Raw genomic sequence first — 25,248 nt, forward strand, 5'->3', positions numbered from 1 at the left:
AACCACTTCACTGGGCAAAGGAAGAAAGTAACTTAACTCGGCTTTTTGCTTTCTGCCCCCAACCAGATCTTGGAAAATTTTTATGTAGATGGTCCATAGCAGCCAATTCTTCTTCATTCGTTTTGCTAAACCGAACTTTAATTTTTGGTTCTTCTTGGAATTTAAAATCTACAGTGACATGAAAACTTCCCATAAATACGACTGTGCCAGGTTGTAAATCTACTCTTGATTTACGAATGTCTTCTAAGTCAAAGTCGATATCAATTTTATTCGGTTGTTTAGTGCTACTAAAGGCAAAATCAGAAGCACCACGATTAAGTAAATGAATGGCATCATAAATTTCGTATTGGCCTTCTTTTAAATTTTGAAAGTAATAATAATGTTCTGAACTTTCACTGTATTCTATTGATTTATCCCCTTTTCGTAAGGAAACTTTTTGGAATCTGGGGTCAATAAGTTCGTCAAGAATCATTTCATCTTTAACTATTGTCATGTGAACTATGATCAAACTACTTTGCGAATTTTTAGGACCAAAACTTGAACACTCAGGGAATAAATAGGTTACAAGAAACAGGATTAAAAGTTTCCGAAAGATTCCTGAGGTCATAGACTCCCATTTGGATATTTTTTTTGTATTTGATTGCATTGCTGATTCAGATACTTGATTCGGTTGGATTGGATTTTCCGAATTCGTGCTCATATTTCACAAAGTCCTTAACCCATTGGGTATTGAATTTTTTTGGATACAGCATTGATCTCAGTTAAAATTTCATCAGAAAGGATCACATCTGTAGCTTTTAATGATTCTTCTAATTGTTCCACAGTATTTGCCCCAATGATGGTGGACGCGACAAAATCATGTTGTTTACTCCAAGCAACGGACATGACAGTGGAACTCATGCCATACTTTGTTGCAATCTCCATAAGTTCTTTTGTGGAAGCTAATGTTTGTTCATTCAAAAACCGATTTGACATTCTTTTTTGTCGTTCCCCTTCAGCCATATAACGTACAAACCTTGCACCTTCCGGTTTGGTAGTACCATTGTATTTTCCAGTCAATACTCCTCCCGCAAGTGGAGAATATGGTAGTAAAGAGACTCCTTCTTTTCGACATACTTGCGCTAACTCGTCTTCAAATCGTCGATTGAGAATCGAAAAATTATTTTGAATGGAATCGTATCGAATTAAATTGTATTTATCTGAAGTCCAAAGACTTTTCATAAGTCCAAAGGAGGTTTCATTGGAACATCCGGCATAACGGATTTTTCCTTCTTCTTTTAATTCGGTGAGTGCTTCCATAGTTTCATTATAGGAAACATCATGGTCAGGCCAATGAGTTTGGTACAAATCAATTGTTTCGACACCTAATCTTTGTAAGGAGCCTTCAATTGCCCTTCGAATATGGTATTTGTCAAGAGCGGTTTTCCCTTCGCGAAGTGGTGGACTAAACCATCCATGGCCGGGACCTGCAACTTTCGTTGCTATGATGATTCCATCTCTTGGTTTTGTTTTGATCCATTTGCCAAAAATTTCTTCTGTTCGATGCACCCAAGATTTTTGAGGAGGGACAGGATAAATTTCTGCTGTATCATAAAAATCAATTCCAGCATCATAAGCACGATCTAAAATTTTGAAAGCTTCATCTTCATTGCATGAAGATCCAAATGTCATAGTTCCCATACAAATTTCGGAAACTACCATTCCTGTTTTGCCAAGTCTTCGTTTTTTCATGTTATTTTTTGATTAAAAAAGTTTTAAATTGGTTTTTGGGATCACTCCACTCAATGACATGATCTTTCACTTTTGCTTTCGTGGGACCTCTTTGCATGGCTCGGTATAAATCTTCGATAAAAAGTTTATCACCTTCGACAACTGCTTCTACTTCCCCGTTTGGTAAGTTTTGAGTGTATCCTTTGAGTCTCATTTCTTGGGCTTTTTGTAAGATATAATACCGAAAACCCACACCTTGTACGGTTCCCCGTATTAAAATTCTTGCTCTTGCTTCTTCTGATTTTCCCAAAGATTATCTCCTTCTTTTACCCTACTTGGTTTTTATATTCTGTGCAATGTAATTTTGAATTGCTGCTTTAAAAATAGGAACAAACTTTTCATAAACGGGTCGTTTGAAATCAACTACCGCTTGTATAGTATCCTCAATTTCCATATGTTGGATGGTCAAAAACTCTTGCTCATGGTGAACCAAATCACAATCATCTAATCCTCCGTCCCAAAAAAACAATATCCATCTTTGCAATTGACCACGAAACTTTTGTAAATGGGAATTGAGTCCCAAAGAATTAGGAAAGTCATAAGGAATCCAATCTGGATACTCAGTCACATAAGTTGCCTTTTTGATCCCCAGTTCTTCGTATAATTCACGTTTAGCGGCTTCTAAATAATCCTCTTCTTCATCGATCCCCCCTTGTGGGAATTGCCAGGAGCCGGGGAATTGAATTCGTTCTCCAACGATGACTTTTCCTAAAGAGTTAAATACTACCATTCCTACATTTTTGCGGTAGGGTTTGTTTGTCATAATCGTTAGAATGCCTCTCTCATCCATTTTCGCAAGAAATTCCTTAATTTTTTGTTTCTTGGGAAATCCGAGGTTTCAATCTTGGGTTTAGGAGATAGTATGAAGATCATTTTGGTTCGTCACGGTGAGGCAGAAAACTCCACCCCTACCATTTCCGATACACAAAGGGAACTCACTGACAAAGGAAAGAGCGATATTCATAAAATCGGAAAGTTCATTAAAAATTCCTCTTTATCAGTCAAACAAGTTTATTATAGTCCATATACAAGAACCAAACACACAGCAGAGATTCTTTCCGAAGAATTGAAATACAAGGGAGAGATGGTTGCTTCAGATGACTTGGCTGCGGGAAGAGGTTGTACCGATATTATTTCCTGTTTGGTCAATTTCACAAATTCCGATACTGTTTTGTTAGTTGGTCATAATCCTGATATCACTTATTTTGCAGCCAAACTACTTGGGAATTCCAGCGTTGCAGAAAATTTAGTATTCCAACCTGGTTCTACTATTGCCATCAACGTTGCACGAGAAAAATTTGACCACGGCCAAATCATTTGGGCCATTTCACCTGATAATCTTGGAATATAATTTGAATTTAAGTTCAAAAACAGTAAGACTTGACCAACATTGTGACACCAGGTTTTTGGATTTCATAACACGGGGTGTAGCGCAGCGGTAGCGCACTTGTCTGGGGGGCAAGGGGTCGCCGGTTCAAATCCGGTCACTCCGATTGTTTGGCATTTTTTAAAAAACCCAGCAGGTTTGAGCACAAACCTGCCGGTAGAAAATTCAGGATGGTGAGATGAAAAAATAAAACTTAAGAAGGTTTATTGTCTTTGCCTTCTTTCACTTGGTCGAGATACTTCACAACATTATCTTTGAGTTCCTCAAAACGCACGATCCCCCAAGCAACACCCATTTTCACTTTTAGGGCTTTATCACTTGTGTCGCTTTCGCCTTGTTCTTTCAGCTTTTGAAAGTTCGTTTCAAATTGGCTTTTTTTCTCGTTTAAGTCCACAACGAGTTTCTCCCAAACCTCTTTCGAAGTTTTGACAGCACCAATTCCAGCGTTCACGATATCTTGTAGTTTGTTTTCCACGTTGCTCATCGGAGGGAACTCCTTCTTAGTTCCATTATTTTGCAGTGCACAATAATGTCTAGAAAGAAATTGATAGTGGAAACTGAATTCTTACGGTAAAATGTGCAGATGCGTATCCCTCAATTTTGGACAATTTTATCCATTTTCACCCTTTTTACCTCCTTTGTGGCTTGTGGAGGCCAAATCCAAGAAAAACCCATCGCCGGTTGTGAACGAATTTCAGGAACTCCTGGCCCGGAAGACTTCGACCTCATCCGAGACGCATCGATTGTTGTTGTTTCTTCCCATGAAAGGCGGAATGGATTAAAAGACATCGGAGCATTGTATGAAATCTCCTTTGCCAATCCAAACCAAAAGTTAGAAGCCAAAAAAATCGAAACTAATTATCCAGATAATTTCCGACCACATGGAATCAGTTATGCGAAAGTAAACGGAGTGGATACATTAGCTGCGATTTCTCACACTCTCGTCGATGAAAATCCACACACACTCGAAATTTTCGAAAGATCCAAACCTGGAAAATGGACTCATATAAAAACTTTAAGTGATCCATCCCTCACAAGTCCCAATGATATCTTTATGAATGAGTTAGGCGAAATATTTACTTCAAATGACAATGGGACAAGTAATTCCTTTCGAAAGTATTGGGATATGATCATTCGGAGTGGGAGAGCAGATGTATCTTATTATGATGGAAAAACATTCCAAACCTTGGGTGTTCCGGTCATGCTTGGAAATGGAATTTACATTCGCAAAAATGGAAAACAAGAACTCTTGTATCGATCTGTGTTTTCCGAAAAAGCAATTCGTGTTTATGAAGTGAATCGATTGGATGGTAAACTCCAATTGAAATATTTAGAATCGATTCAAATTGGCGCAGGTCCTGATAATATTTTGGAAGATGATACTGGAATGTTATGGCTTGCAGCCCATGATTCAACTTACAAATTCATTCGTCATGTGATGAATCGAACCAATTTAGCACCAACTCGTGTATTCAAAATCAATCCCAATACGAAAGAAGTAACGGAAGTATATGCAAATGAAGGTGCGGAAATTTCAGCAGGAAGCACAGGTTTGGTCTATAAAGATAAACTACTTATCTCCCAAGTTTTCGAAAACTATTTATTGGTTTGTCCAAAGCCTTGATATAGCAATATAACAAACGCAATACGATAATAATGCAGATGTTGTCGTATTGCGGTGAAAAAGATTCACCAACTTACCCCAATGGAAATTCTATGGCTTTAATAAAAGAGACTGTCATTCAATCTTTTTCTTCCCCAAAAGAATGGAATACGTGGCTTTCAGACAATTTTGATTCAAATCATGATGGTGTTTGGCTTCGCATATACAAGAAAAACTCCGGGGTCAAAACAATCACTTATGATGAAGCCTTAGAGGAAGCACTTTGTTTTGGTTGGATCGATAGCCTGAAAAAAACGTACGATGAATCTTCATGGATTCAAAAATTCACTCCCCGCAGGTCAAAAAGCATTTGGTCGAAGCGGAATCGAGAGAAGGTTGAAAAACTAATCAAAGAAAAACGTTTGAAACCAAGTGGACTCAAGGAAGTAGAGGCTGCTAAAAAAGATGGGAGGTGGGAGAAGGCCTATGATTCACAAAGTAATATGGAAATTCCGAAGGATTTTTTAGTTCAATTAAAAAAGAACAAAAAAGCCCATGAATTTTTTAAATCTCTCAATAAATCAAACCATTATGCAATCGCTTGGCGATTACAAACTGCGAAAAAACCAGAAACAAGAGAAAAACGAATGAACCAACTATTGGAAATGATGGAAAACAAACAGAAATTACATTGAAATGATTTGGATTCATTGCAAATACACATCATAAAAGTTATGTAAAGAATCTTAATACTTAATACAATATGAAAAAAACCTATTCCCTTTTCATTCTCATGATTTTGTTTCCTTACGTATTCCTATGCTCGGATCAAAAACTCTCTCAAAAAACAAAAATTGCTGATCATCAAGAATGTGTTGTATTGATTCATGGGTTCCTCCGGTCTTCCAATCACTTAAAGAATTTGAGTAATTTTCTGATTGAGAAGGGTTATTATGTTGTGTCTATTGATTATGAATCAACATCGATGTCCATTCCGGAAATTGCTGATTCCAATCTCTCAAATCTAGAAGACTTTTGCAAAAATCAAAAAATTCATTTTGTAACCCATTCTCTTGGCGGAATTATACTTAGATCATATTTAAAAAGGAATCAAATCAAACATCTAGGAAAAATTGTCATGTTATCACCACCTAACAAGGGCAGTGAAGTGTCTGATTTCCTTTCTAAATTTAAATTTATTAATTTAATTCTTGGACCTGTCTTGTCACAACTGAAAACAGATCAAGATAGTTATGTGAATTCATTAGGACTACCAAATTTTCAATTTGGAGTTATCATGGGAAACTTAACGATAGATCCAATTTCCTCCTATTTGATTCCTGGAGATGATGATGGTAAAGTTTCTATTGAAAACTCAAAATTAGAGAATATGAATGATTTTCTTTTAGTGGAAAGAACTCACAATTTTATCGTGGATGCACCAGAAGTCAAAGAAGCAATTTTAAATTATTTCAAATTTGGCAAATTTAAAAATGAATGAATGTTTCACCTAACTTCATTTAAGTATTCAGACTTGTAGCCAATGACCTACCCACAAACGCACAAGCGATGGCGTCCCAAGAGTCGTCATGGCCTTTTAAGTCTTTAAAACCTAATATCATTTGGATCGCCGCCCGAACTTCTTTTTTGGTGGCATTTCCTTTGGCGGAAATTCCTTTTTTGATTTGAGTGGCTGTGAGTGACACCATCGGAATTTGGTTTTCACCTAAGGTGAGTAAAATTACACCGCGGGATTCGGAAACCTTCATTCCAGTGGTTGTGTTTTGTACGAAAAAGAGTTCTTCGACTGCCGCACATTCCGGTTGGAATTCGGAGAGAATCGATTGGAGTTCGGATCGAATTTGTAATAAATTGTCGGGAGAAGGGGTCTTTGGAGCCACTTCAATCGTGCCATAAGACAAAAGTTCTGGGTTTCGGCGCATTCCTTCGGGAAAGGATAAAATGGCATACCCAACTCGGTGGGACCCTGGATCAATTCCGATGATTTTCAATCATTTATTTCCTAATTCGAATCTTAAGGACATTTTTGGCAAACCCAACCCAAAACCTAGTCTAAAAATGAAAATGACAGGGTACTTTCCTTCCGTATAGTGGAAGAAAACCACCCGCAGGAACGTTAAACACATGACCGCAACGGCAGTGAAACTCGAAAAATCCCAGGCGGAGAAGGCATTGAACGCCCAAGCCGCCCTCCTCAATGAAGTTACGAAACGACTCGCACAGAAAAATTCCGACAACGGTAAAGTTTCCATTAGCAAAATGGACAAAACGCAACATGTGTTTTACCAACTTGCTTGGATGACAGCACAACAACGTGTAGCTGAAAACTTCATCGTATATGCTTGGGATGCTTCCAAAGGAACTGGTGAATTGGAACAGAAAATGGCACTCACATTTGTTGCTGAAACTGTTTCCAACATTCGTTCCGAACTTGCAGCGCGACCTGCTGAATACGAACTTACCTATCAGGAATTATTCTCCAAATTGTTTTCCGACGAAATCAATGGTTTTGTGGAAGCAGCTTCCAAAATGGAAAACTATGAAGCGATCGTAGACAAGATCGTTGACCTTGGACACTTCGGTGCATACGGACTTTCTGAAGACCACGAAAATTTCCGTGGAATTTTCAAAGATTTCGCTGAGAACGTAGTGGTTCCACATGCAGAACATGTCCATAGACATGATGACCTCATTCCACAAGAAATCATCAATGGATTAAAAGACATGGGTTGTTTCGGTCTATGTATTCCGGAACAATTTGGAGGAATCCAACCAGATGATCGTCCAGACAACATTTCGATGTTAGTTGTGACGGAAGAACTCTCTCGAGGTTCACTCGGAGCTGCAGGTTCCCTGATCACACGCCCTGAAATTATGTCCAAAGCTCTCCTCAAAGGGGGAACGGAAGAACAAAAAAATAAATGGTTACCACTCCTTGCATCTGGTGAAAAATTCGCAGGGATTATGGTGACAGAACCTAATTATGGTTCCGACGTAGCGGGAGTTTCTGTCACTGCAAAAGAAGTGGAAGGTGGATTTGTCATCAATGGTGTGAAAACTTGGTGTACATTTGCAGGGTATGCAAACCTACTTCTCATCCTTTGCCGCACAGAAGCAGATCCTAGTTTGAAACATAGAGGTCTTTCCATCCTACTTGCTGAAAAACCATCTTTTGATGGCCACGAATTCAGTTACAAACAAGAAGGTGGTGGGTCCATCCAAGGAAAAGCAATCGGAACGATTGGTTACCGTGGAATGCACTCCTACGAAGTATCTTTTGAAGACTATTTTGTTCCAAAAGAAAACCTTCTCGGTGGTGATGCTGGCCGTGGAAAGGGTTTTTACTTCCAAATGGAAGGATTTGCTGGGGGAAGGATCCAAACAGCTGCTCGTGCCAATGGTGTGATGCAAGCGGCTCTTGAAGCAGCACTTCGTTATTCACAAGAACGTAAAGTATTCGCAAAACCAATTTACGATTATACGTTAACAAAGTTCAAAATCGCAAAGATGGCAATGATTGTCCAAGCAACTCGCCAATACACAAACTATGTAGCAACACTACTCGATGAACACAAAGGCCAAATGGAAGCAACACTTGTTAAATTGTATGCATCCAAAATTGCTGAGTGGGTGACTCGGGAAGCAATGCAAATTCATGGTGGTATGGGTTATGCTGAAGAGTATCCAGTATCACGTTACTTTGTTGATGCTCGTGTATTCTCTATCTTTGAAGGCGCGGAAGAAGTAATGGCACTTCGCGTAGTTGCGAAAGACCTTCTTGACCAAGCACTTGCTTCGTAAAACTCGATAGTTTTTTGTCGAAGGAGTTTCCTTTTTCGACAAAGAAGCAAATAAAAATTTGTCAGTATGTCATGAAGCAGATGACAAATTTCACTAACAAGCCCGAGAAATCGGGCTTTTTTTGTACCTAAATCTAGAATCGATTTGGATAAAGTTCTTTCCACCAAAAAAGCAATAGTCTAATCTAATGTCTGAGATCTTATCTCTGTTATATGAAGTTACAATTTGTATATTATTCTTTGATCTTAGTAATCTTGAACTTTTCTTGCAAAACTCCAATGCCAGAACTCAGTTCGGAAGCAAAACTTTCCAAAAACAAAACTATTTCCATTCGATGGACAACAACCGATCCAATCCTTGCCAAAGTATTTCCTGAAGTATTTCCGGTTCCACCTGCAGTTTTAATTGAAGACCAAGAAAATATTGCGGATCTATCTTCGGTTCCTTTGCCACCTCCAGACCCAAACCAATCTCCAAAAATCTCAAAACCTACTCCTTTGAATCCGAACGAACTTCCGAGATGGGATCGTGGGTTTGAGTTGACCAACATAGATAACTTAACACTTGTTATAAGAAATGAAAGCCAAAGGCCATTCAAAAGTATTGGAATCAGTTTATTAGCACTGACGATGGTATATTACGGGACAATGGAAACAGAGGCAGAACTTGTTTGGACATCTGGGGAAACAAATTTACATCGTATCTCTTTTTTATCTACATATGAAACGATTTGGGCACCAATGCCATTTTATATTGGCACTGGATCGAGTCTTGTGGCTCCAATCTTCAATGTGAATCGGTATCCATCTAATTTACAGAAGTTTTGTATCCAAGAAAAACCTTCCAAACTTCGTGAGTCTTTAGAACAGTCCCAAAATGAAAATTGTAAAGAATATGAAACATTTTTAAAACGATTGTTTTTACAAAATTATGAAACCATTCATTTGCAACTCACACAATGGGAAAAAAGAAATCAGGATTGGTTTCAACCATAATTAATCCCGAGAATTTGGATCATGCACATATCAAAATCATTTCAGAATTCTATCAAAAAAATCTCACGTAACAAATGTAATATAAAATATGTGTATTGAGTTATCACATGAACCAAAATTTATTACTGAATAATTTCGAATAAATTCCAATGCCAAAAAAATCCTTTGTTCCATTCCCAATGAATTCTAAAATTCTTCCTGCATTCATTCTACTACTTTGCATTATGTTTTCTCCTACGAAAAGCCTTCGTTCAGTTACCATTCCAAAAGAAAATTGGAGTGTTGTATTATATGGAGGGATTTTTACAACAACTGATTTGATTCCTATTGTTTTTCGTCAAAAAACAGATTATAAAGAATCATATATTGGAACAGTAGGAGTCACTCGGCCACTTGACTATCGAATTCGATGGTTTGATTTTTTATGGGAAGCTAATGTTACAAAACATTTTGGAGAAATGAAACATTGGGAAACAAATGCATTTTATATCGTAAAAATTAATCGTATCTTTGATTCTCCTGTCAGTTTATCACTTGGTGAAGGTATGTCTTTGGCTTCGGAGAATCCTAGATTGGAAAACAAAGCGAAAGGTTATTATTTAGAAAGTGGTTTGCAAAAGGATGCGATTGAATCCAGAGCTCTTTTGAATTATATGATGGTAGAAGTGAGTACATATCTTCCATTTGAACGCAAAACAGAAATTTTTTTACGTGTTCACCATCGGTCGGGAATCTTTGGATTGTATTGCCCACCTGATCCCAATTGTGGTTCCAATTTTATTTCTTATGGTTTAAGGACTGCCTTTTAAAACTTATAGATTATATCCTACGAATTCAAAGTTGACAATTGAATTCATAGGATACATTTTCTTACCGATTTTTAAATCTATTTATCTGCGTTGGTAGTGACTGGTTCTTTAATCCAGTCATACTTCGCATCTTTGTGTTTTCCTTGTTCAACTAAGGATTTTAAATTTAATAATGTTTCGTATGGTGTATCTGTCAGTACCAAGTTAATCACTGATTGAGGGACAGATCCGCCAGGTTCAAAATGTGCTTGGTATTCGATTTTGGTTTTACCGTTCGCAAGAGGAATGAGTTTCCAATACCCTTCAAATTCTGGCATACGAGTCACTCCAGAAGGTGAACCCTTCGCACTAGAATCCAAACGTTTCATCTTCATCGTTGTTGTGAGTGTTTTTTGATTTTGTTCAAAACTTCGGTCCATAATCACATCACGATCGTTCACTGGCCAAGGCGCACCATTTCGTAAATAAACCGAAGATTTTTTTTCGTTACCAGAAAGGACTGTGAGTTCTTTGCATTGATGGTATAAGTTTTTACACGCTTGGGGATCAACGAGTAATGCGATGACTTGAGAGATACTTGCATCAACTTCAGTTTTGCCTAAAAATTCTTCAATGTTGGAACCAGGAACAGGTCTTGTCAAAACTTGAATTCCCTTTTTCCGTTTGGATTCTGACCACTCTGGGGTTTGGGCGAAGAGTGGAATGATATTTGTAAGTAAAAAACATCCTACGATGAATTTTAAGACTGTATGTTTTTGGATCATGGTTACCTGCCTATTTGCGAATGAATGAGTGGTCTTACAGTTTCTGCAAAGAATAATGAGGTTGACGAAGCTGGTAACAAACTCAATCCATTTTTTCTTCCGCTATTATTAACTGCAAGGATTGCCATATAGTTCCGATTTTTATCGAGCCAAGGATAAAACCCATTGATCCCAATACTATGAGAAATCAAGTCCTTGTCACATTCTGAAGGAACATCCGTAACGGTACAGAACCTCCAGTTTCCGAGTCCATATTGCCAACGGTACCCAAATGCAGAAAATTGTGAGTATCCAATTTTTGCTCCATTGTATTGGTCGGCTAGTATTTCAGAAACAGATGTAGTGGAGAGAAAGTTAGCTATATTTCCACCAGATGCATTTTTAGCAGTCCCATTGGTCAAAAGAGCATTCAACATCCTTGCATAATGCTCTGGAGAAATGGAAAGTCCATAAGCTCCCGATAAACTTCCATCGGTATCGGTTCCCCCTCTAGAATTTCCTCGCCAAATTGCCTGGCTTGCATCCCAACCCAGTGGAGTTAAAATGAGTTGAGTGAACAATGTATCCCAAGTTTGACCACATGCAACTTCCAACATTCGTTGTGCAACTGCCATGTGATTAGAATTGTATTGGTAAAGTGCACCAGGAGTACCAGTAGATTGGTCACGAATTTCATTCACACAATTGTTCTTTTGTGTTGCAGTTGCGCCAACTGGAAGGGTAGAGATACAACTTGCTTGCCCAGCTCCATTACTCCCACCAGCATTCAGACCAGATGTAAAAGATAATAACTGACGTAAGGTGACATTTGCATAAGTTCCAGTCCAACCCAAAACTTGTGCCGTGGTTCGTGAAAGTGATATCGCACCACCAACTGCACCATTATTACAAGTATTGGTGGTAATGGTTCCACATTGTGCAAACGTTCCACTATTTGTATTACAATCAATAACTCTCATGGCAGTGATTGCAGTTACCCATTTGGATCCTGAAGCAATAGGTTTATACGTACTATAGTCAAGTATAGACTGTCTTGCATAAATCCGAGAGCCATTTTGGTCAAATACTTGGAAACTTGCCCCTTCATCTGTGGATTTTGCATATTGGTCAAAACAAGAATCCAAACTAAAACAAGAGCCAAAAATACCTGCGATCAAGGTAGCTTGTGTGTCCTTATCGGTTTGAACTGTTTTTTCACATTGAAACAGTAATAGGGTTAAACTTGTAAAAACGAATAATTTGAGTGATTTATTTTTCATATCAATTTCCTTTTTAAAATCGAATGGGTTCGATTGTGATGATTTTTCCCGTTTTATCCAAATCACAGGAAGCGAATTCTGGTAGAAGTAGAGCATCTCTTGCTACTCCCCCAACAGTTGTTAGACTATCATAAATACTTCCTAAAACCAAAGCACCTTTCGTCCTTATATCGGATTCACATTGAAGAACTGATGATTCCATAAATGATTCGTTATCATCGATTTCTGATAAAAAACCATACATAATCTTTGCCAAATATCCATTGACTAGGAGTAGAGGGGAAATGGGACCTTGCCCTCCTTTCATCCCTGATTGTGCCAGCCAAAACGAAGTTGCTGTAGCTTCGGCTTCCAAAATAGCATCTGAAATTCTTTCTTTAGCTTCAGAACCTTTGACTGCGCCGTAAGTCGGAATTCCAATGCCTTCTGTCAGCATACAATTTGTAAGTAACACAAAGAAAAGAATGGAAAGAATGAATTGTTTCATAAAAAACTGAACCTCATAACCAAATGAAAAAATGGGATCAAACAAATCTTACGTATCTGCCTCGAATTCCTGAACCTGAATTGATGAATGACAGTCATCAGGTCGAATCTTATGCGAATGCCAATTTTGACTCGGCACATTCCTTGATCATAAAACAATTTCAAAGCAGACTTCCTCTTAATTTTTCGCCACGTTCGGTGTTAGATTTAGGATGTGGACCTGGAGATATGTCATCTCGTTTGCTCCCATTTTTTCCTAAGGCTAACTTTACCTACTTAGATGGTTCCAAATTAATGTTAAAATTTTGTCAGAAGCGTCTTTTTGCGTTAATTGGTGAAAAAAGAAACAATAAAATCATTTTTAAAAACGAACTCGTCCAGGAGTTTGTTCCCGAATCCAGTTTTGAACTCGTGTTCTCAAATTCACTTTTACATCGCATCCATAATCCATTTGAGTTTTGGTCTGCGATCCAGAGGTCCATAGATGATGATAGTTTTATATTTGTTTGTGATTTATTACGACCAAACACTTTAACAGAATTGTATCACCTTGTTGATCGTTATGCGAAAGACGAACCTGAAGTACTAAAGACGGATTTTTTGAATAGTTTACTCGCGGCCTTTCGATTTGAAGAAGTTTCAGATATGATTGCAACAATACGTTTGAGTCATAAACTTAATTTGGAAATTATATCTGATAGACATTGGATTTGTTATACAAAACCAAAATAATGGTTCTACAATGAAATTATTTGAATCGATTCAAATAACCAATCAGAAATTTTTCCAGGAATCACTTTTTGGCAATAACCACAAGCAGACGAATCTACCTCTGGTAAAGGAGCACCACAATTCTCACAAGAAATTTCCGAAAAGCCCAGTGATTTGGGACGTTCCGATGGTAATACTAGTGTTATGCGAGAACGCCGATGTTCAGGTAACAATCCTTTTTTCCTCGCAACACTCCATCTAATTTCACAACTCATCCTTTGTGGTTTAGATTCCTTTTCAAAATTAACTAAATGACAAGAACCTACAACTGGCGAAAACATCGGTTCGTTACCAGGTTTCCCTAATTTAAGGTAGGATTGGTCTGACGACTCTCTGAATAAAATTTGGCTATTGGGGATTGATTGGTAGTGAATGTACTTCCAAAATACAGTTGAAGCTCTGTCTTCTAGTAGTTGTTTTGTGACTTCATTTGGTAAAGATTTCAAATTTGAAACATTAGTTGTATCCCATTCAACAGTTTGTGTGATTTCTGTTAGGACCCAATCTGCTTGCCCTGAATTAAATATCACACCACAATATTCACAACGATTTGTTGGATGAGCAAACTTTGGAGAAGCACCACAACTTGGACATAAATGATGTATCAAATCAACGTTTGGTTTTGTTTGTGTCTCAATTTTTCGTGTATACGAATGAATTTCTTCGTAAGTTACGTATGGTTCTTTCTCTAAAGTATTTTGAATTTCCAATTCAGAAGTGTGTTTAAGAAAGGTTTTATCTTTGGTTTTACATTTTAATTTTAAGTGAAGTGTTACATATTCTGCTTCGATTGTGAAATTGATAATTTGTATCGTTAAAACTTTGAAACCTTTCATTCGATTGACTTCACCATCTATCACTTTCATCAAGTTAAGTTGAATTGAAAACCTTTGGAAAACAGCAGCGGATATAAAATTTCGAGATGGTTCCATATCTCCTTTATCCCAGGATGTTACGGTTTTTTCAGTGATGGTTATGACCTTTTCTTTGAATTGATTGAAATCAAATGTTGGGTCAAATTCTTGTATTTGAGAAATGATTGATTGGTGAAGCTTTTTTTGGAATCTTCCCTTCTGATTTTTGTTAAAAAAGAAAAATCCGAAAATCAAAAGGCAAATAGATAAAATTCCGAGAGCTGTCAGATGCCCTAAGTGGTTACCAGAACCTGGAGAATGCAGGAATGCATTGAATACAGCATAAAAGATAAGAATTGGATTATATATAATCTTTTTGTCTTTTTCTTTTATTTTTAAGAATAATAAATAGTTAGAAGGAATGGGATGGTCCCACTGCAAAGAAAATCCATTTACTTCCCAATTTGGTTGCACTGGTATGATGATAGAATTTTGATCAAGAGTATCTGAACAATATTCGCATTGTCTCGCGATAATTTCTATATTAGTCAATGTGGGATCTATTTGTGATTCGCATAACACATTTAAAGAAAATTTTTCTAATACAAGTTGGTCATTTTTTTCCAAACTTGTAATCCGAACCCAACGTTCGATCCCTTGGTCCCATAGGTTTGTGGTTTCACCGATCGTTTTAAATGCAAACGTAAATAATTTTTTGTCATTTGGTTCGTCTTGACTCTCCGATAATGTAACGGAAAATAAATGCCAGAAATAAGTAGATAGTCCTTCAAATGCATAGGATATCTGGAAGGCAGGTGTCCAAAATTGGTTCCAAATGGATTCGCCAAATTCTCGAAAACGATTTAGACCCAGTTGTAATTGTAAGGAATCGATATTAGAATTATTTTTTGAAATTTGAATCTTCGATCGGTAATCATGAATTCCATTGTCATGGATTGTAACTGTTTCCTCAAGTGTGTATCGTTTCTGTGAATCCTCCAATTCTCTTTGAAGTGTATTAGAATTGCTTAAATTTCCAAAATTTGCCACATCAATGATGACCAATGAATTATTTTCAGAATTGGATGGTTGCTTGTAATGAAATTGGAGATCGTTTTTTGAAATTTGTAAATTCTTCCGTTCATAATCTGAAGTTGAGGAATTAAATATTTCTTCTTGGATTCTGAATTGTTGGGAAAATGTTTCTTCTTCCCATTTTAAATCCAAAACAAATGGGTTAGAAGAAAAACTTGTTTTTGAAAAACGCCAATAGATTAGTGATACATTTCCGATGGGTAAATATGCCTGTTTAATTCTATATTTGAGGCTGATTTCCATTTCTGGATTTGATTGATTGTTCGGCCAAAAAATTGTTATTATACCTGCGTTATGCGAAGAATAAAGTTGTTCTGGTAAAACTACTAATTCTTCGATTTCCGCTTCATTTTGGATTAAAAAAGTCGGCCTTCTGATACCTATTTTGGATTGGTCTTTTTTGATGCGAAACGTTTCATTTACATCCGCACTTCCATCTGCAAATAAATGTATAGAAACATTATGGTTTGTTGTTTCAAAATATGAAGTTGGTTCTGGGGTACTACTGGTTGAATAAGAGTTAGATGAATGATTTGATTTTGATGAGGACGAACTTGAGGTTGAAGAAGGTTTGTAACTAGAATAAGTAGAGCGACTGCTACTCGAACTTGAGCTGGAAGATCGATAAGAATTTCCCATCCCTGGCCTTGCGCCAATGGAAGTTATCCAAAAGACAGAGACGGAAAGGATTGAGACGAATTTAAGCAAGGTATTTTTTTTCGACTCTAACTTTGTCCATTGGGCTAATTTTGAATTCTTTGGCTAAGTCCTCTAAGAATTGGATTTCTGCTTGGTTTAAGGATCCGTCAGAAGCTACGATACAAACCGCATCTTCAAAAAAATTAAGAGCATACTCATCACTATCTGAAACAACCTTTGAAATGGTTTTCATCGGTAGTGGGTTCTCAAACGTTTTCGACAAAATATCCAGAACTTGTTTTTTTTGGGTTTGGAATCCACTAAGCAAACAATCAGGTTCAAAAAGGACATTCACAAGTTCTCCAACGATTTCCCCTTCTTTTTTTTTGAACTGACCGTCTGCATTACAAGCATAGGACCACAAACTCAAAAGAACTTTCGCATATTCGATATGGAGGTCACTTTCAATATCGAGGGTTTTATGAATGGTTTCCGGGTGACTCTTTTTATTTCCCTTAACTTGTTTCAAATTTTGAACGATTTTCTTAGCCATGACAAACAGGAAGTTTATTGGCGATCGAACTGACTTCAACTTCATTTTTTTTCTCTTTTCTTGATTTTTCTCAAAAATAGGCTGAATTGGAAAATCCCATCAGGAAACTGGAATTAATCTATGTCGAAACACATATTAGTTACAAGTGCTTTGCCTTATGCAAACGGCTCGATCCATTTGGGCCATATACTAGAAGCGGTCCAAACAGACATTTGGGTACGATTCCAAAAGTTAATTGGAAATGAATGTTATTTTTTCTGTGCGGATGATACACATGGAACTCCCATTATGATCGCTGCCAAAAAAGCTGGGAAAACTCCGGAATCTATGATTGAGGAAGTCCAAAAGGAACATTTTCAAGATTTGACTTCCTTTGGTGTTGAGTATGACAATTATTATACAACCAACTCGGAAGAAAACCGCAAGTTCTCAGAATCCATTTATTTAACCCTTAAAAAAAATGGACATATCGTTTCTCGCAACATTGAACAGTCGTATTGCGAACATGATAAAATGTTTTTGCCTGATAGGTTCATTAAAGGGACTTGTCCAAAATGTGGAGCCAAAGATCAGTATGGTGATTCTTGTGAAGTTTGCGGGACAAGTTATTCACCAAAAGATTTAAAGGAATCGTATTGTTCAATTTGTGGCAACACTCCAGTCCTCAAAGAATCGAAACACTTATTTTTTAAACTCCAAGATTTCCAAAACCAATTAAAAACTTGGATGGAAGAAGGGAACCGTTTGAACGAAGGTGCCCAAAAGAAATTACAAGAATGGTTTACTTCCGGATTACAGGAATGGGATATCAGCCGTGATGGTCCTTATTTTGGTTTTGCGATCCCAGAAGAAGAAAACAAATACTTTTATGTTTGGTTGGATGCTCCCATAGGATACATGGCATCTTCTTTAAACCATCTCAAAGACGAAAAAAAATTCAATGAGTTTTGGAAAGATGGAAAAGGAGAGATTGTTCATTTCATAGGAAAAGATATATTATATTTTCATGGTTTGTTTTGGCCAGCGATGTTAATGGGTTCGGGTTACAAAGCACCAAACCAATTAAATGTACATGGTTTTTTAACTGTGAATGGGGAGAAAATGTCCAAATCTCGTGGAACATTTATCAATGCTTCCACTTTTGCAAAATACTTAGATGTGGAACATTTTCGTTTTTACATGGCATGTCGGTTAGGTTCTGGAATGGAAGATGTCGACATTTCATTCGATGATTTTGTATCGCGGGTGAATTCGGATCTAATTGGAAATTTAGTGAATTTGGTTTCGAGAGTTTCTACATCGATTTTGGATAAAATGGATCGAAGACTCGGAAATTTATCAGCAGAAGGTAAATCATTAGTATCCGAGTTACTTGCCAAAGAATCTGAAATTCGAGACGCATATGAATCACGTAATTACTCTAAGGTGATGCGTGAAATCACAGGTCTTGGCGATAAAGTAAATAAATATGTAAATGATTATGCTCCTTGGAATTTAATCAAAACAGACGTAGAAAAAGCAAGAGAGGTTGTCACAACTTCACTCAATTGTGCGAAAATTCTATTCACTTATCTGGCTCCAGTGACTCCGAAAATTGCATATGCAATCACAGAGTTATTCCAGATTCCACCATTAAGTTTTGTGAATTTAACGGAAACCATCGAAAACAAAGTCCTTGGTTCCTACCAGATGTTATCCAAACGAGTTGAGGAAAAAAATATATCACTTATGATCTCAGAAACAAAAGAAGCGTTTGAAAAATCTAATCCAAACCAATCAAAACAGGAACCATCTAAGTCCAATACAAACGAAACAAAAGTTGGTTCAGTATCCGAAGATGGATATATCACAATCGACGAACTTTCCAAAGTGGAACTTCGTGTGGGTCTTATTAAGGAAGCAAATCCAGTAGAAGGTGCCGACAAACTTTTGTTTGTAAAAGTAGATTTAGGAGAAAAAGGGATCAAAAATGTATTTGCGGGGATAAAAGCAAGTTATACTGCCGAAGAATTAGTGGGTAAAAAAGTTGTTGTTGTAGCAAATTTAAAACCACGCCAAATGAAGTTTGGTTTGTCGGAAGCAATGTTACTTGCCTCAGGTAAGGACAAATCTTTATCACTGTTTGTTCCTGATCGAGATGCAAATCCTGGTGATCTTTTGAAATAAAAGAATATGGCAACAAAGGCAGAAAAAATACTAAGGGAAAAAGAAATCCAGGGGATTAAATTTAGTCTCTATGGAAAAATGATAATCTTTAGTCTACTTACGATTGGAACTTTCTTTGTTGCACAAACACTATTTGAATTATTTACTATCACTGCAATTTCCTTAGCACTTAACATTGTTTTGTATATACTTTCTAAATTTTTAAAAAAAGGAAAGTATGTATCTTTTGTAGGACTTTTTTGTGTTGTTATCGATTTGGTCATCATCACAATTTTGCCTTTCATTTGGTATAATGCTGTGGGTGGAGAATCGCAAGTTCCAAGAACCTATTTGATCAAAACATATCTCCATTTTATAATTGCTGGTACTCTTGTGATCAATGCTTTTAGTATTCAACCCATATATCCAATGTTATATGCTCTAGGGGTAGTAATAAGCCAAGCCGGGATTTTAGTGTATGCACAACAAGACCCACGTTTTGTGAGTACGGAAAGTTTTAAGGAAGCATTTCTTGGTCCTGCCGCTCACGTAAACAATTACATCATGTCTATGGGTATCATTGGAGTTTTAGGTTTCTTTTTAGCTTACTTAACATATCGAGTTAGGCGAACAGTGCTTTCTGCTGTTACCAATGAAGTCAAAATGACCCAACTCACGCGTTATTTTTCACCTAACGTTGTGGAAGAAATGGACCAAGCCGATGAGGACTTTTTTAAACCGGGTGGAAAGGAATCTACCGTTGCTGTTTTGTTTTGTGATATTGCTAATTTCACACAAATTTCAGAAACATTGGGACCTGGGAAAACCATGTCACTACTTTCAGAATACCATAGTTTTATGTTGGATATCGTTTTTCAACACCATGGGACTCTTGATAAATTCATTGGAGATGGAATGATGGTAACATTTGGCACTCCTATGACTTCCAAAGATGATGCAACCAATTCAGTAAAAGCAGGAATCGCCATGTTGCAGGCATTAGCTGATTGGAATAAAAAAAGAGAATCAAATGGAGAAAAATCTATATCGATTCGAATTGGTATTCACTATGGACCTGTCATCGTGGGAAATGTTGGGATAGAAAAACGATTAGAATATACCGTCATTGGAGATACCGTTAACGCGGCCAGTCGCTTGGAAGCCCTCGGGAAAGAATTAAAACGAAATTTTCTAATTTCAAAAGAATTATATGATCATATTTCCTTGGAATTCAAACAGAGTTTAAAAATCAAAACAATGGGAACACTTTCACTTCGTGGAAAAACTAAAACTACTGAAATTTTGGGAATTGAGGTAACCACATGATCCAAATTCCCAAGGATAAGGACATCGTTTTATTGACCAAATCCAAGTTTTTATCCCACGATGTTTCCATTCAAATTTTGAATTCAAAACAAACAGAAGTGCTCGTTCAAGATTTTAATTTTACGGAGAATCAGTTGTTTGTGGACTGTGACGAGGATTGTTTTTTAGAAATTTCACCAAAGTACACCAATTTCAATAAACAATTGTTATGGGAAGATGGAAATCTAGTGATGAATAAAGAAAAATTGGATTCTTTATTAAAGTCTATGCCTTTATTGTCACCTTTTTTGGCGCAGGATACTACGGGAAAAGATTTGATGTTGGCATGGGGAAAAAAAGAAAGTTTGTTACATGCGATCGAAACTGGAAACGGAACCTACTTTAGTCGATCAAGGAATGGAAAGTGGGTGAAAGGAGAGGAGTCTGGTCACTTTCAAAAATTGAAACAGATTTATGTTCACTCCGAACCTTTTTTTGTTCAGTATGTTACAGATCAAATTGGGGCAGCTTGTCACACTGGGTATTACTCCTGTTTTTTTCGAGAACTTGGTCAGAATGAAAAGGTTTCATTCGTCTATTCTAATAAAGTAGGAGAGTGAGTTTGAATCGAATGATTTTAATCGCAATCGTAATCGTCGCTGTTTTATTCATTATATACCAATTGAGAAATGCATCTGGAATGAACCAATCGCAACTCAAAGAGAAAATAGATTCAGGTGCCTTGGTTGTCGATGTTAGAACTGTTGCTGAATTTAATGTTGGTCATTATCCTAACGCACGTAATATCCCAATTGATGAAGTTTCCAAACGTGTAGACGAGTTTGGTGATAAAAACCAAACCATCATTGTGTATTGTGCTTCTGGTGGTAGGAGTGGCAGCGCCAAATCCTATTTAGAATCCATTGGCTACAAACAAGTGATCAATGCGGGTGGACTTTCGAATATGCCAAATCCTTAATCGGATTTGGCAGGTTTTCGATCAACACTACATACGTTTACGTTTCATATAAAGTTGTAATCCTGTGACTGCTTCCTTTTTGACTTTATTGCCAAGAGCAGGCCACCATCCAAGTAAATACCCTATGGGGCCCATAGCCATTCCCAGCCATTTCCACATAGAAAATTGGTCTTTGTGTTGGATAATTTTCCCGTCCTTGAAGGTAAACTTAGCGTGGATTTTATTCTGAACAAGCCTCCCGGTTTTGCTAAAACTATAATCGGCTTCCCAGTCAGCAGAACCTTCTGTTTCATTTGCTTTGATATTGGAAAATCGAATGGTTAGATTTTGGCTTCTTTCCAATAACATTTGCCACATAGCTCCTGCTTCTTTTCCTTTTAATTTCCCGAAGGCTGGGTCTTCAAATTGAATCTCGGGATGGTAAACGGACACCATGGTTTGCCCATCTTTGTTTTGGAAGGCTGTGTAAAACTTTTGGATCAACTCTTCATTTGCATTCATTGTGGAAAAGATTATGATTGATCCTTTGGGCACATAGCAAGAAAAAAAGCTATGAAACGGATTCTTCTTTTCGCCTTTGGTACGAGTTTTTTACTAATAGGACTCGTTGTTTTATTTTTAGCAGTGGGTTATTTCCAAGAACCAAAGTTTCATAAAGAAACAAGTGAGTGGTTAAAAGCGGAACCAGAAGACATTTGGAATTATATCACCGATATCAATGACCTTCCGAATCGAAGGAAAGAAGTGGTTGCGATTCAAATTTTGGAATCAAGGCCAGATGGAACGCCCACAAAATGGATGGAAACACCAGATATGGGTGGGTTTATGATCTTTGAACTCAGAGAATTTGTCCCCAATCGTAAATGGAAAATCGAACTGACAGATGCCAGTTTTAAAATGCGTGGAGCATGGACTTATGTATTGGAACCAAAAATTCCGGGAACACTTGTGACTATTATAGAAGATTCGGAAATCACAAGTATACCAGTGAGAGGGGCGTATTTTTTAGCCGGTCGTGATGCCACCTTACTGAAAGAAATGGAACTGGTTCGCAACCGGTTTAGCGGTCGTTAGGGGAATCTGAGGTTATTTTAACCCTTGTATCCACTCATCCATTCCCTTACAAATTTTTCTTACTGTTTCCCCATGGAAAATGATCCCAAGATGACCTTGTTCATAATACGTGGTGACTTTGTTTTCAGATTTGAGATCTTTTAATTCTGTTAAACTTTCTTCCGGAACAATTTTATCAACAGTACCAACCACACTGTAAATTGGCATCGTAAAGTTGTTAAGAAAATTCTCTGTGTAGTTGATACGACCATCGTTAGACCAAAAACTTTGTTCATTGGAAATTTGGCTTTGGAAAAATTGCATGATCACTGAAACGGATTCTTCGCAAAACACGTCTTCCATGAGAAAATACCATTCAGGCGGTGTAATTTCTTTATAACCAACAAAGTCCTTGATCGTTAAAACTTTTGTTCCAATATTATAGCTAAAACTTCGCAGACTTGAATGTAAGTTTAATATCAGTTTAAAGAATTTTTTGAGGTCGATTGTTTGAATCGTGGCTTGCATTGAAAAACTTGCCATACTCAGAATCATATCGGAAATCATTTTGTGTGGGAGTAAACTAAATCCACGTTTTAATGTATCTAAACCAATGAAATTGGATTTCAAACTAATATAGTTCGGAGATGTAATCGAAACAATTCCTGCTATGTATTCTTCTGGTTTTGGTAAATTGAATTCTTCTTTGAGTTCTTTGATTTTTTCATAAGAAGAAACATAAAACCTTGGGATCATTCCTCCCATACTGTGTCCTACAACCACAGTCCTCTCACTTGGATAATGCCAGCGAATCCAACGAAGGACTTCCGGAAAATCGTCTTGGATATAATTGTCAACGGTCCATCCTTCTTTTTTTCCATGTTTTGGCATGGTTTGTCTCGACCGACCCCGCATGTCCATAAGGAACACTCGGTATCCATATTTGAGAGCTAATTCTTTTGCCAGTTTGTCCATTACGGAACGCCTACAAAAAAATCCTGGGATAAGCAAAAGGTTTTTACCGGTGTTGTTTAATTTTTCAGGGATAAAACTTTTGAGTGAGACAGCATAACCATCCGTAGTAGGGATAATAAAAGATGCATCCATCCTGTATTCAATGTTATACTGGTGCGATTTGAATATAATCGATGTTACAGGTTCTTTTTGGTCTTTTGTAGTGGTATAAAAAAGGTTCCTTGAGTTAGAAACCGTATCGGCCTTTTCTATATTTTTTTGAGCAATGTAATGATCATTCCCCGATTCCATTTCCTTTGCTACAACAAACTCTATTACATCAAAAAGAGAATACAATTGTAACGTTAACTGTCTGATTTGGTCTTCAGGGATTGGATCTTTGGTAATTCCCCATAAAATTCCTATTGGGTTTTCATTCACAAAGAGTGGAATCCCAATCGCATGGTTCATGGTTTCAGAAAGTAATACTTTTTTTTCAGGGTGAATCTCTTCTTCTTTCAGATTCACAAAGGTGACTTCTGGACGAAGCCCTTTATTGAAATCAATGATCGCTTTTCGAATGAAACGAGCTGATTCATTCCTTGGGTCAGCTATGTGAATGGGTCTCGATTTTTTAATGTATTCTTCGATTCCTGGGATTTTCCGGCGTTCTGCGATTTCTTTCAGTTTGAAGTGAGTGGCAGTCGCCACAATTTTCATTTCATCTTGGTCGATGACCTCAAAAATGGAAAAATTGAAAATGGGATCATCGTTAAAATCAACAAGGGAAACCATTTTATTAGTGAAGGATTGCCAAATATTTTCCAAAAATTGGAAGGTTGTTTTTGGTACCGGAAAAATGTAAATTTTGTCCGGGCTAACCATGAGATTTTTGTTACTTTCTCTGGAGGAAATTTTGATCAAACGATCTTCCAACGTATTTTCTTCAAGTGCCATTTAGCATCCTTTCTATTTATGTGCCTGTGCGGTACGCTATAACTCTATTTTCGACTTTTCATATGCCTGTGAACTAAAAAATAAAGCTAATATGCAACAATCTGATTTCGAATCCATTTCAAGAGTATCCGTTCCCGAATTAGACTCCATTTTAGGAAAACCATTCCCAATTCTAGATGATGGATTTGTCAGACTCGTGGATTATATGGGTTCAGATGAATCGATCGTTCAGGCAGCACGCGTTTCGTACGGAAAAGGAACAAAAAAGGTAAATGAAGACCGTGGGCTCATTCGGTATTTAATGCGCCATCGCCACAGCACACCATTTGAAATGTGCGAACTCAAGCTACACGTGAGAGTTCCTATGGACACCTGGCGCCAGTGGATCCGCCATCGAATGGCAAATGTCAATGAATACTCTACGCGTTATTCCGTAGCCATCGATTCAGCTCAAACCACTTTGCCTGGAGAATGGCGAGTACAATCCATTGGTAACAAACAAGGAAGTGATGGATTTTTAGAATCATCTAAAGGAGACCACCTAACAAAGCGTGAGACGGAATTTCAAAAATTTGCCAATGATATTTATAATGAGAGATTGGAAATGGGAGTTGCCCGTGAACAAGCAAGAAAAGACCTTCCGCTTGCTACCTATACAGAAGCGTATTGGAAGATCGACTTACATAACTTACTCCATTTTTTGGCACTTCGAATGGATGACCATGCACAATTAGAAATTCGTTTATTTGCAAAAACCATTGGCGAACAAATCGTAAAAAAATGGGTTCCATTTGCTTGGGAAGCGTTTGTGGACTACCGATTGAGCGCCCTCAACTTGACAAAGTATGACACGGAGATCATCGCAGCTCTGAATGCTTCGGGCAAAGAGGGTGCACGTAAAAAAGCAATTGAACTTGGGATGTTAGATGACCAAGGCACAACCGCTAAAAAAAATCGAGAACGTGAGGAATTGGAGTACAAATTAACTAAGTTGGGTTATTCTATCCCCTGGTAAGGTCTTAGGATATCCTTGCTAATTTAGTTTTTG

At 37.3% G+C, this 25,248-nt stretch carries 27 protein-coding genes and 1 tRNA gene; 15 read left to right on the forward strand and 13 right to left on the reverse strand.

The genetic code is table 11. The features are described from left to right. Positions 1-7: 7 nt before the first annotated feature. The 4 genes from EHQ43_RS03700 to EHQ43_RS03715 all read right to left on the reverse strand — a co-directional run bounded on the left by EHQ43_RS03700 (position 8) and on the right by EHQ43_RS03715 (position 2,560). Positions 8-646: a hypothetical protein gene (locus tag EHQ43_RS03700; RefSeq protein ID WP_345702365.1), complete on the reverse strand. Its 639-nt coding sequence runs from the start codon at positions 644-646 to the stop codon at positions 8-10. A gap of 68 nt (positions 647-714) precedes the next feature. Then, positions 715-1,731, reverse strand: coding sequence for an aldo/keto reductase (locus EHQ43_RS03705; RefSeq protein WP_135770168.1), 1,017 nt, complete (start codon positions 1,729-1,731; stop codon positions 715-717). 1 nt (position 1,732) lies between these two features. Next, positions 1,733-2,020 carry an acylphosphatase gene (locus EHQ43_RS03710; protein ID WP_100725711.1) on the reverse strand — a complete coding sequence of 96 codons (288 nt, stop codon included), beginning with the start codon at positions 2,018-2,020 and terminating at the stop codon, positions 1,733-1,735. A 21-nt stretch (positions 2,021-2,041) separates the two neighbouring features. Continuing rightward, positions 2,042-2,560 (reverse strand): RNA pyrophosphohydrolase, encoded by a 519-nt coding sequence (locus tag EHQ43_RS03715; RefSeq protein ID WP_135740074.1) that lies wholly within the window; start codon positions 2,558-2,560, stop codon positions 2,042-2,044. 72 nt (positions 2,561-2,632) lie between these two features. Between EHQ43_RS03715 and sixA the strand changes: the two genes are divergently transcribed. Together sixA and EHQ43_RS03725 are read left to right on the forward strand one after the other, a co-directional pair. Further along, positions 2,633-3,121: a phosphohistidine phosphatase SixA gene (gene sixA / locus EHQ43_RS03720; RefSeq protein ID WP_135770169.1), complete on the forward strand. Its 489-nt coding sequence runs from the start codon at positions 2,633-2,635 to the stop codon at positions 3,119-3,121. Positions 3,122-3,191: 70 nt separating this feature from the next. Next, positions 3,192-3,263, forward strand: a tRNA-Pro gene (locus tag EHQ43_RS03725). An 87-nt stretch (positions 3,264-3,350) separates the two neighbouring features. Here EHQ43_RS03725 and EHQ43_RS03730 read toward each other — a convergent pair. Beyond that, the gene (locus tag EHQ43_RS03730; protein ID WP_012390245.1) at positions 3,351-3,641 is read right to left on the reverse strand and encodes an LIMLP_16025 family protein; all 291 of its coding nucleotides are present in this window, start codon (positions 3,639-3,641) and stop codon (positions 3,351-3,353) included. A 99-nt stretch (positions 3,642-3,740) separates the two neighbouring features. Here EHQ43_RS03730 and EHQ43_RS03735 point away from each other — a divergent pair, with 99 nt between their 5' ends. The 3 genes from EHQ43_RS03735 to EHQ43_RS03745 all read left to right on the forward strand — a co-directional run bounded on the left by EHQ43_RS03735 (position 3,741) and on the right by EHQ43_RS03745 (position 6,261). Next, complete coding sequence (locus tag EHQ43_RS03735; RefSeq protein ID WP_135770170.1) at positions 3,741-4,781, forward strand: arylesterase; 1,041 nt, start codon at positions 3,741-3,743, stop codon at positions 4,779-4,781. Between the two features lie 92 nt (positions 4,782-4,873). Further along, positions 4,874-5,455 (forward strand): YdeI/OmpD-associated family protein, encoded by a 582-nt coding sequence (locus tag EHQ43_RS03740; protein WP_135770171.1) that lies wholly within the window; start codon positions 4,874-4,876, stop codon positions 5,453-5,455. A 68-nt stretch (positions 5,456-5,523) separates the two neighbouring features. Further along, complete coding sequence (locus EHQ43_RS03745; RefSeq protein ID WP_135770172.1) at positions 5,524-6,261, forward strand: esterase/lipase family protein; 738 nt, start codon at positions 5,524-5,526, stop codon at positions 6,259-6,261. A gap of 19 nt (positions 6,262-6,280) precedes the next feature. On the opposite strand, the gene EHQ43_RS03750 is transcribed toward EHQ43_RS03745, so the two are convergent. Further along, entirely contained in the window at positions 6,281-6,772 is a 492-nt protein-coding gene (locus tag EHQ43_RS03750) for a crossover junction endodeoxyribonuclease RuvC (protein ID WP_135740069.1), read from the reverse strand. 133 nt (positions 6,773-6,905) lie between these two features. Between EHQ43_RS03750 and EHQ43_RS03755 the strand changes: the two genes are divergently transcribed. From EHQ43_RS03755 to EHQ43_RS03765, 3 genes are all read left to right on the forward strand, one after another. Then, positions 6,906-8,582, forward strand: coding sequence for an acyl-CoA dehydrogenase family protein (locus EHQ43_RS03755; protein ID WP_135740068.1), 1,677 nt, complete (start codon positions 6,906-6,908; stop codon positions 8,580-8,582). Between the two features lie 278 nt (positions 8,583-8,860). Next, positions 8,861-9,577, forward strand: a complete 717-nt coding sequence (locus EHQ43_RS03760; RefSeq protein WP_244242628.1) for a hypothetical protein — start codon at positions 8,861-8,863, stop codon at positions 9,575-9,577. A 179-nt stretch (positions 9,578-9,756) separates the two neighbouring features. Continuing rightward, positions 9,757-10,386 (forward strand): hypothetical protein, encoded by a 630-nt coding sequence (locus EHQ43_RS03765; RefSeq protein WP_135770391.1) that lies wholly within the window; start codon positions 9,757-9,759, stop codon positions 10,384-10,386. A gap of 77 nt (positions 10,387-10,463) precedes the next feature. On the opposite strand, the gene EHQ43_RS03770 is transcribed toward EHQ43_RS03765, so the two are convergent. From EHQ43_RS03770 to EHQ43_RS03780, 3 genes are read right to left on the reverse strand one after another with little or no spacing between them, the layout of a single operon-like run. Then, positions 10,464-11,150, reverse strand: a complete 687-nt coding sequence (locus tag EHQ43_RS03770; RefSeq protein ID WP_135770174.1) for an START domain-containing protein — start codon at positions 11,148-11,150, stop codon at positions 10,464-10,466. A gap of 2 nt (positions 11,151-11,152) precedes the next feature. Next, a complete protein-coding gene (locus EHQ43_RS03775) occupies positions 11,153-12,409 on the reverse strand; it encodes a serine hydrolase domain-containing protein (protein WP_135740065.1) in 1,257 nt (418 codons plus the stop codon). Between the two features lie 13 nt (positions 12,410-12,422). Next, a complete protein-coding gene (locus tag EHQ43_RS03780; protein WP_135740064.1) occupies positions 12,423-12,896 on the reverse strand; it encodes a TIGR04452 family lipoprotein in 474 nt (157 codons plus the stop codon). An 83-nt stretch (positions 12,897-12,979) separates the two neighbouring features. On the opposite strand from EHQ43_RS03780, the gene EHQ43_RS03785 reads away from it, so the two are divergent. After that, entirely contained in the window at positions 12,980-13,627 is a 648-nt protein-coding gene (locus tag EHQ43_RS03785) for a class I SAM-dependent methyltransferase (protein WP_244242665.1), read from the forward strand. Between the two features lie 5 nt (positions 13,628-13,632). Here EHQ43_RS03785 and EHQ43_RS03790 read toward each other — a convergent pair whose 3' ends face one another. Next, positions 13,633-16,323, reverse strand: a complete 2,691-nt coding sequence (locus tag EHQ43_RS03790) for a Tim44 domain-containing protein (RefSeq protein ID WP_135770176.1) — start codon at positions 16,321-16,323, stop codon at positions 13,633-13,635. After that, a complete protein-coding gene (locus EHQ43_RS03795; RefSeq protein ID WP_425269618.1) occupies positions 16,316-16,807 on the reverse strand; it encodes a tellurite resistance TerB family protein in 492 nt (163 codons plus the stop codon). The genes EHQ43_RS03790 and EHQ43_RS03795 overlap by 8 nt, the downstream gene beginning before the upstream one ends. Before the next feature lie 120 nt (positions 16,808-16,927). Here EHQ43_RS03795 and metG point away from each other — a divergent pair, with 120 nt between their 5' ends. From metG to EHQ43_RS03815, 4 genes are read left to right on the forward strand one after another with little or no spacing between them, the layout of a single operon-like run. After that, positions 16,928-18,973: a methionine--tRNA ligase gene (gene metG, locus EHQ43_RS03800; RefSeq protein ID WP_135770177.1), complete on the forward strand. Its 2,046-nt coding sequence runs from the start codon at positions 16,928-16,930 to the stop codon at positions 18,971-18,973. Positions 18,974-18,979: 6 nt separating this feature from the next. Then, on the forward strand, positions 18,980-20,278 hold the full coding sequence (locus EHQ43_RS03805; protein ID WP_135770178.1) for an adenylate/guanylate cyclase domain-containing protein: 1,299 nt from the start codon (positions 18,980-18,982) through the stop codon (positions 20,276-20,278). Beyond that, a complete protein-coding gene (locus EHQ43_RS03810) occupies positions 20,275-20,877 on the forward strand; it encodes a phosphoribosyl-AMP cyclohydrolase (RefSeq protein WP_135770179.1) in 603 nt (200 codons plus the stop codon). The genes EHQ43_RS03805 and EHQ43_RS03810 overlap by 4 nt, the downstream gene beginning before the upstream one ends. A 2-nt stretch (positions 20,878-20,879) precedes the next feature. Further along, complete coding sequence (locus EHQ43_RS03815; protein WP_135740057.1) at positions 20,880-21,236, forward strand: rhodanese-like domain-containing protein; 357 nt, start codon at positions 20,880-20,882, stop codon at positions 21,234-21,236. 27 nt (positions 21,237-21,263) lie between these two features. On the opposite strand, the gene EHQ43_RS03820 is transcribed toward EHQ43_RS03815, so the two are convergent. Further along, entirely contained in the window at positions 21,264-21,737 is a 474-nt protein-coding gene (locus EHQ43_RS03820; protein WP_135740056.1) for a nuclear transport factor 2 family protein, read from the reverse strand. Between the two features lie 51 nt (positions 21,738-21,788). Here EHQ43_RS03820 and EHQ43_RS03825 point away from each other — a divergent pair, with 51 nt between their 5' ends. Further along, positions 21,789-22,310, forward strand: coding sequence for an SRPBCC family protein (locus tag EHQ43_RS03825; protein WP_135770180.1), 522 nt, complete (start codon positions 21,789-21,791; stop codon positions 22,308-22,310). Between the two features lie 12 nt (positions 22,311-22,322). Here the strand turns inward: EHQ43_RS03825 and EHQ43_RS03830 are convergent, their stop codons facing one another. Next, positions 22,323-24,200, reverse strand: a complete 1,878-nt coding sequence (locus tag EHQ43_RS03830; protein WP_135770181.1) for an alpha/beta fold hydrolase — start codon at positions 24,198-24,200, stop codon at positions 22,323-22,325. A 91-nt stretch (positions 24,201-24,291) separates the two neighbouring features. Between EHQ43_RS03830 and thyX the strand changes: the two genes are divergently transcribed. Continuing rightward, entirely contained in the window at positions 24,292-25,215 is a 924-nt protein-coding gene (gene thyX / locus EHQ43_RS03835; protein WP_135770182.1) for an FAD-dependent thymidylate synthase, read from the forward strand. Positions 25,216-25,248: the final 33 nt, after the last annotated feature.

It is taken from the genome of Leptospira bouyouniensis (assembly GCF_004769525.1).
Taxonomy (GTDB): Bacteria; Spirochaetota; Leptospiria; order Leptospirales; family Leptospiraceae; genus Leptospira_A; species Leptospira_A bouyouniensis.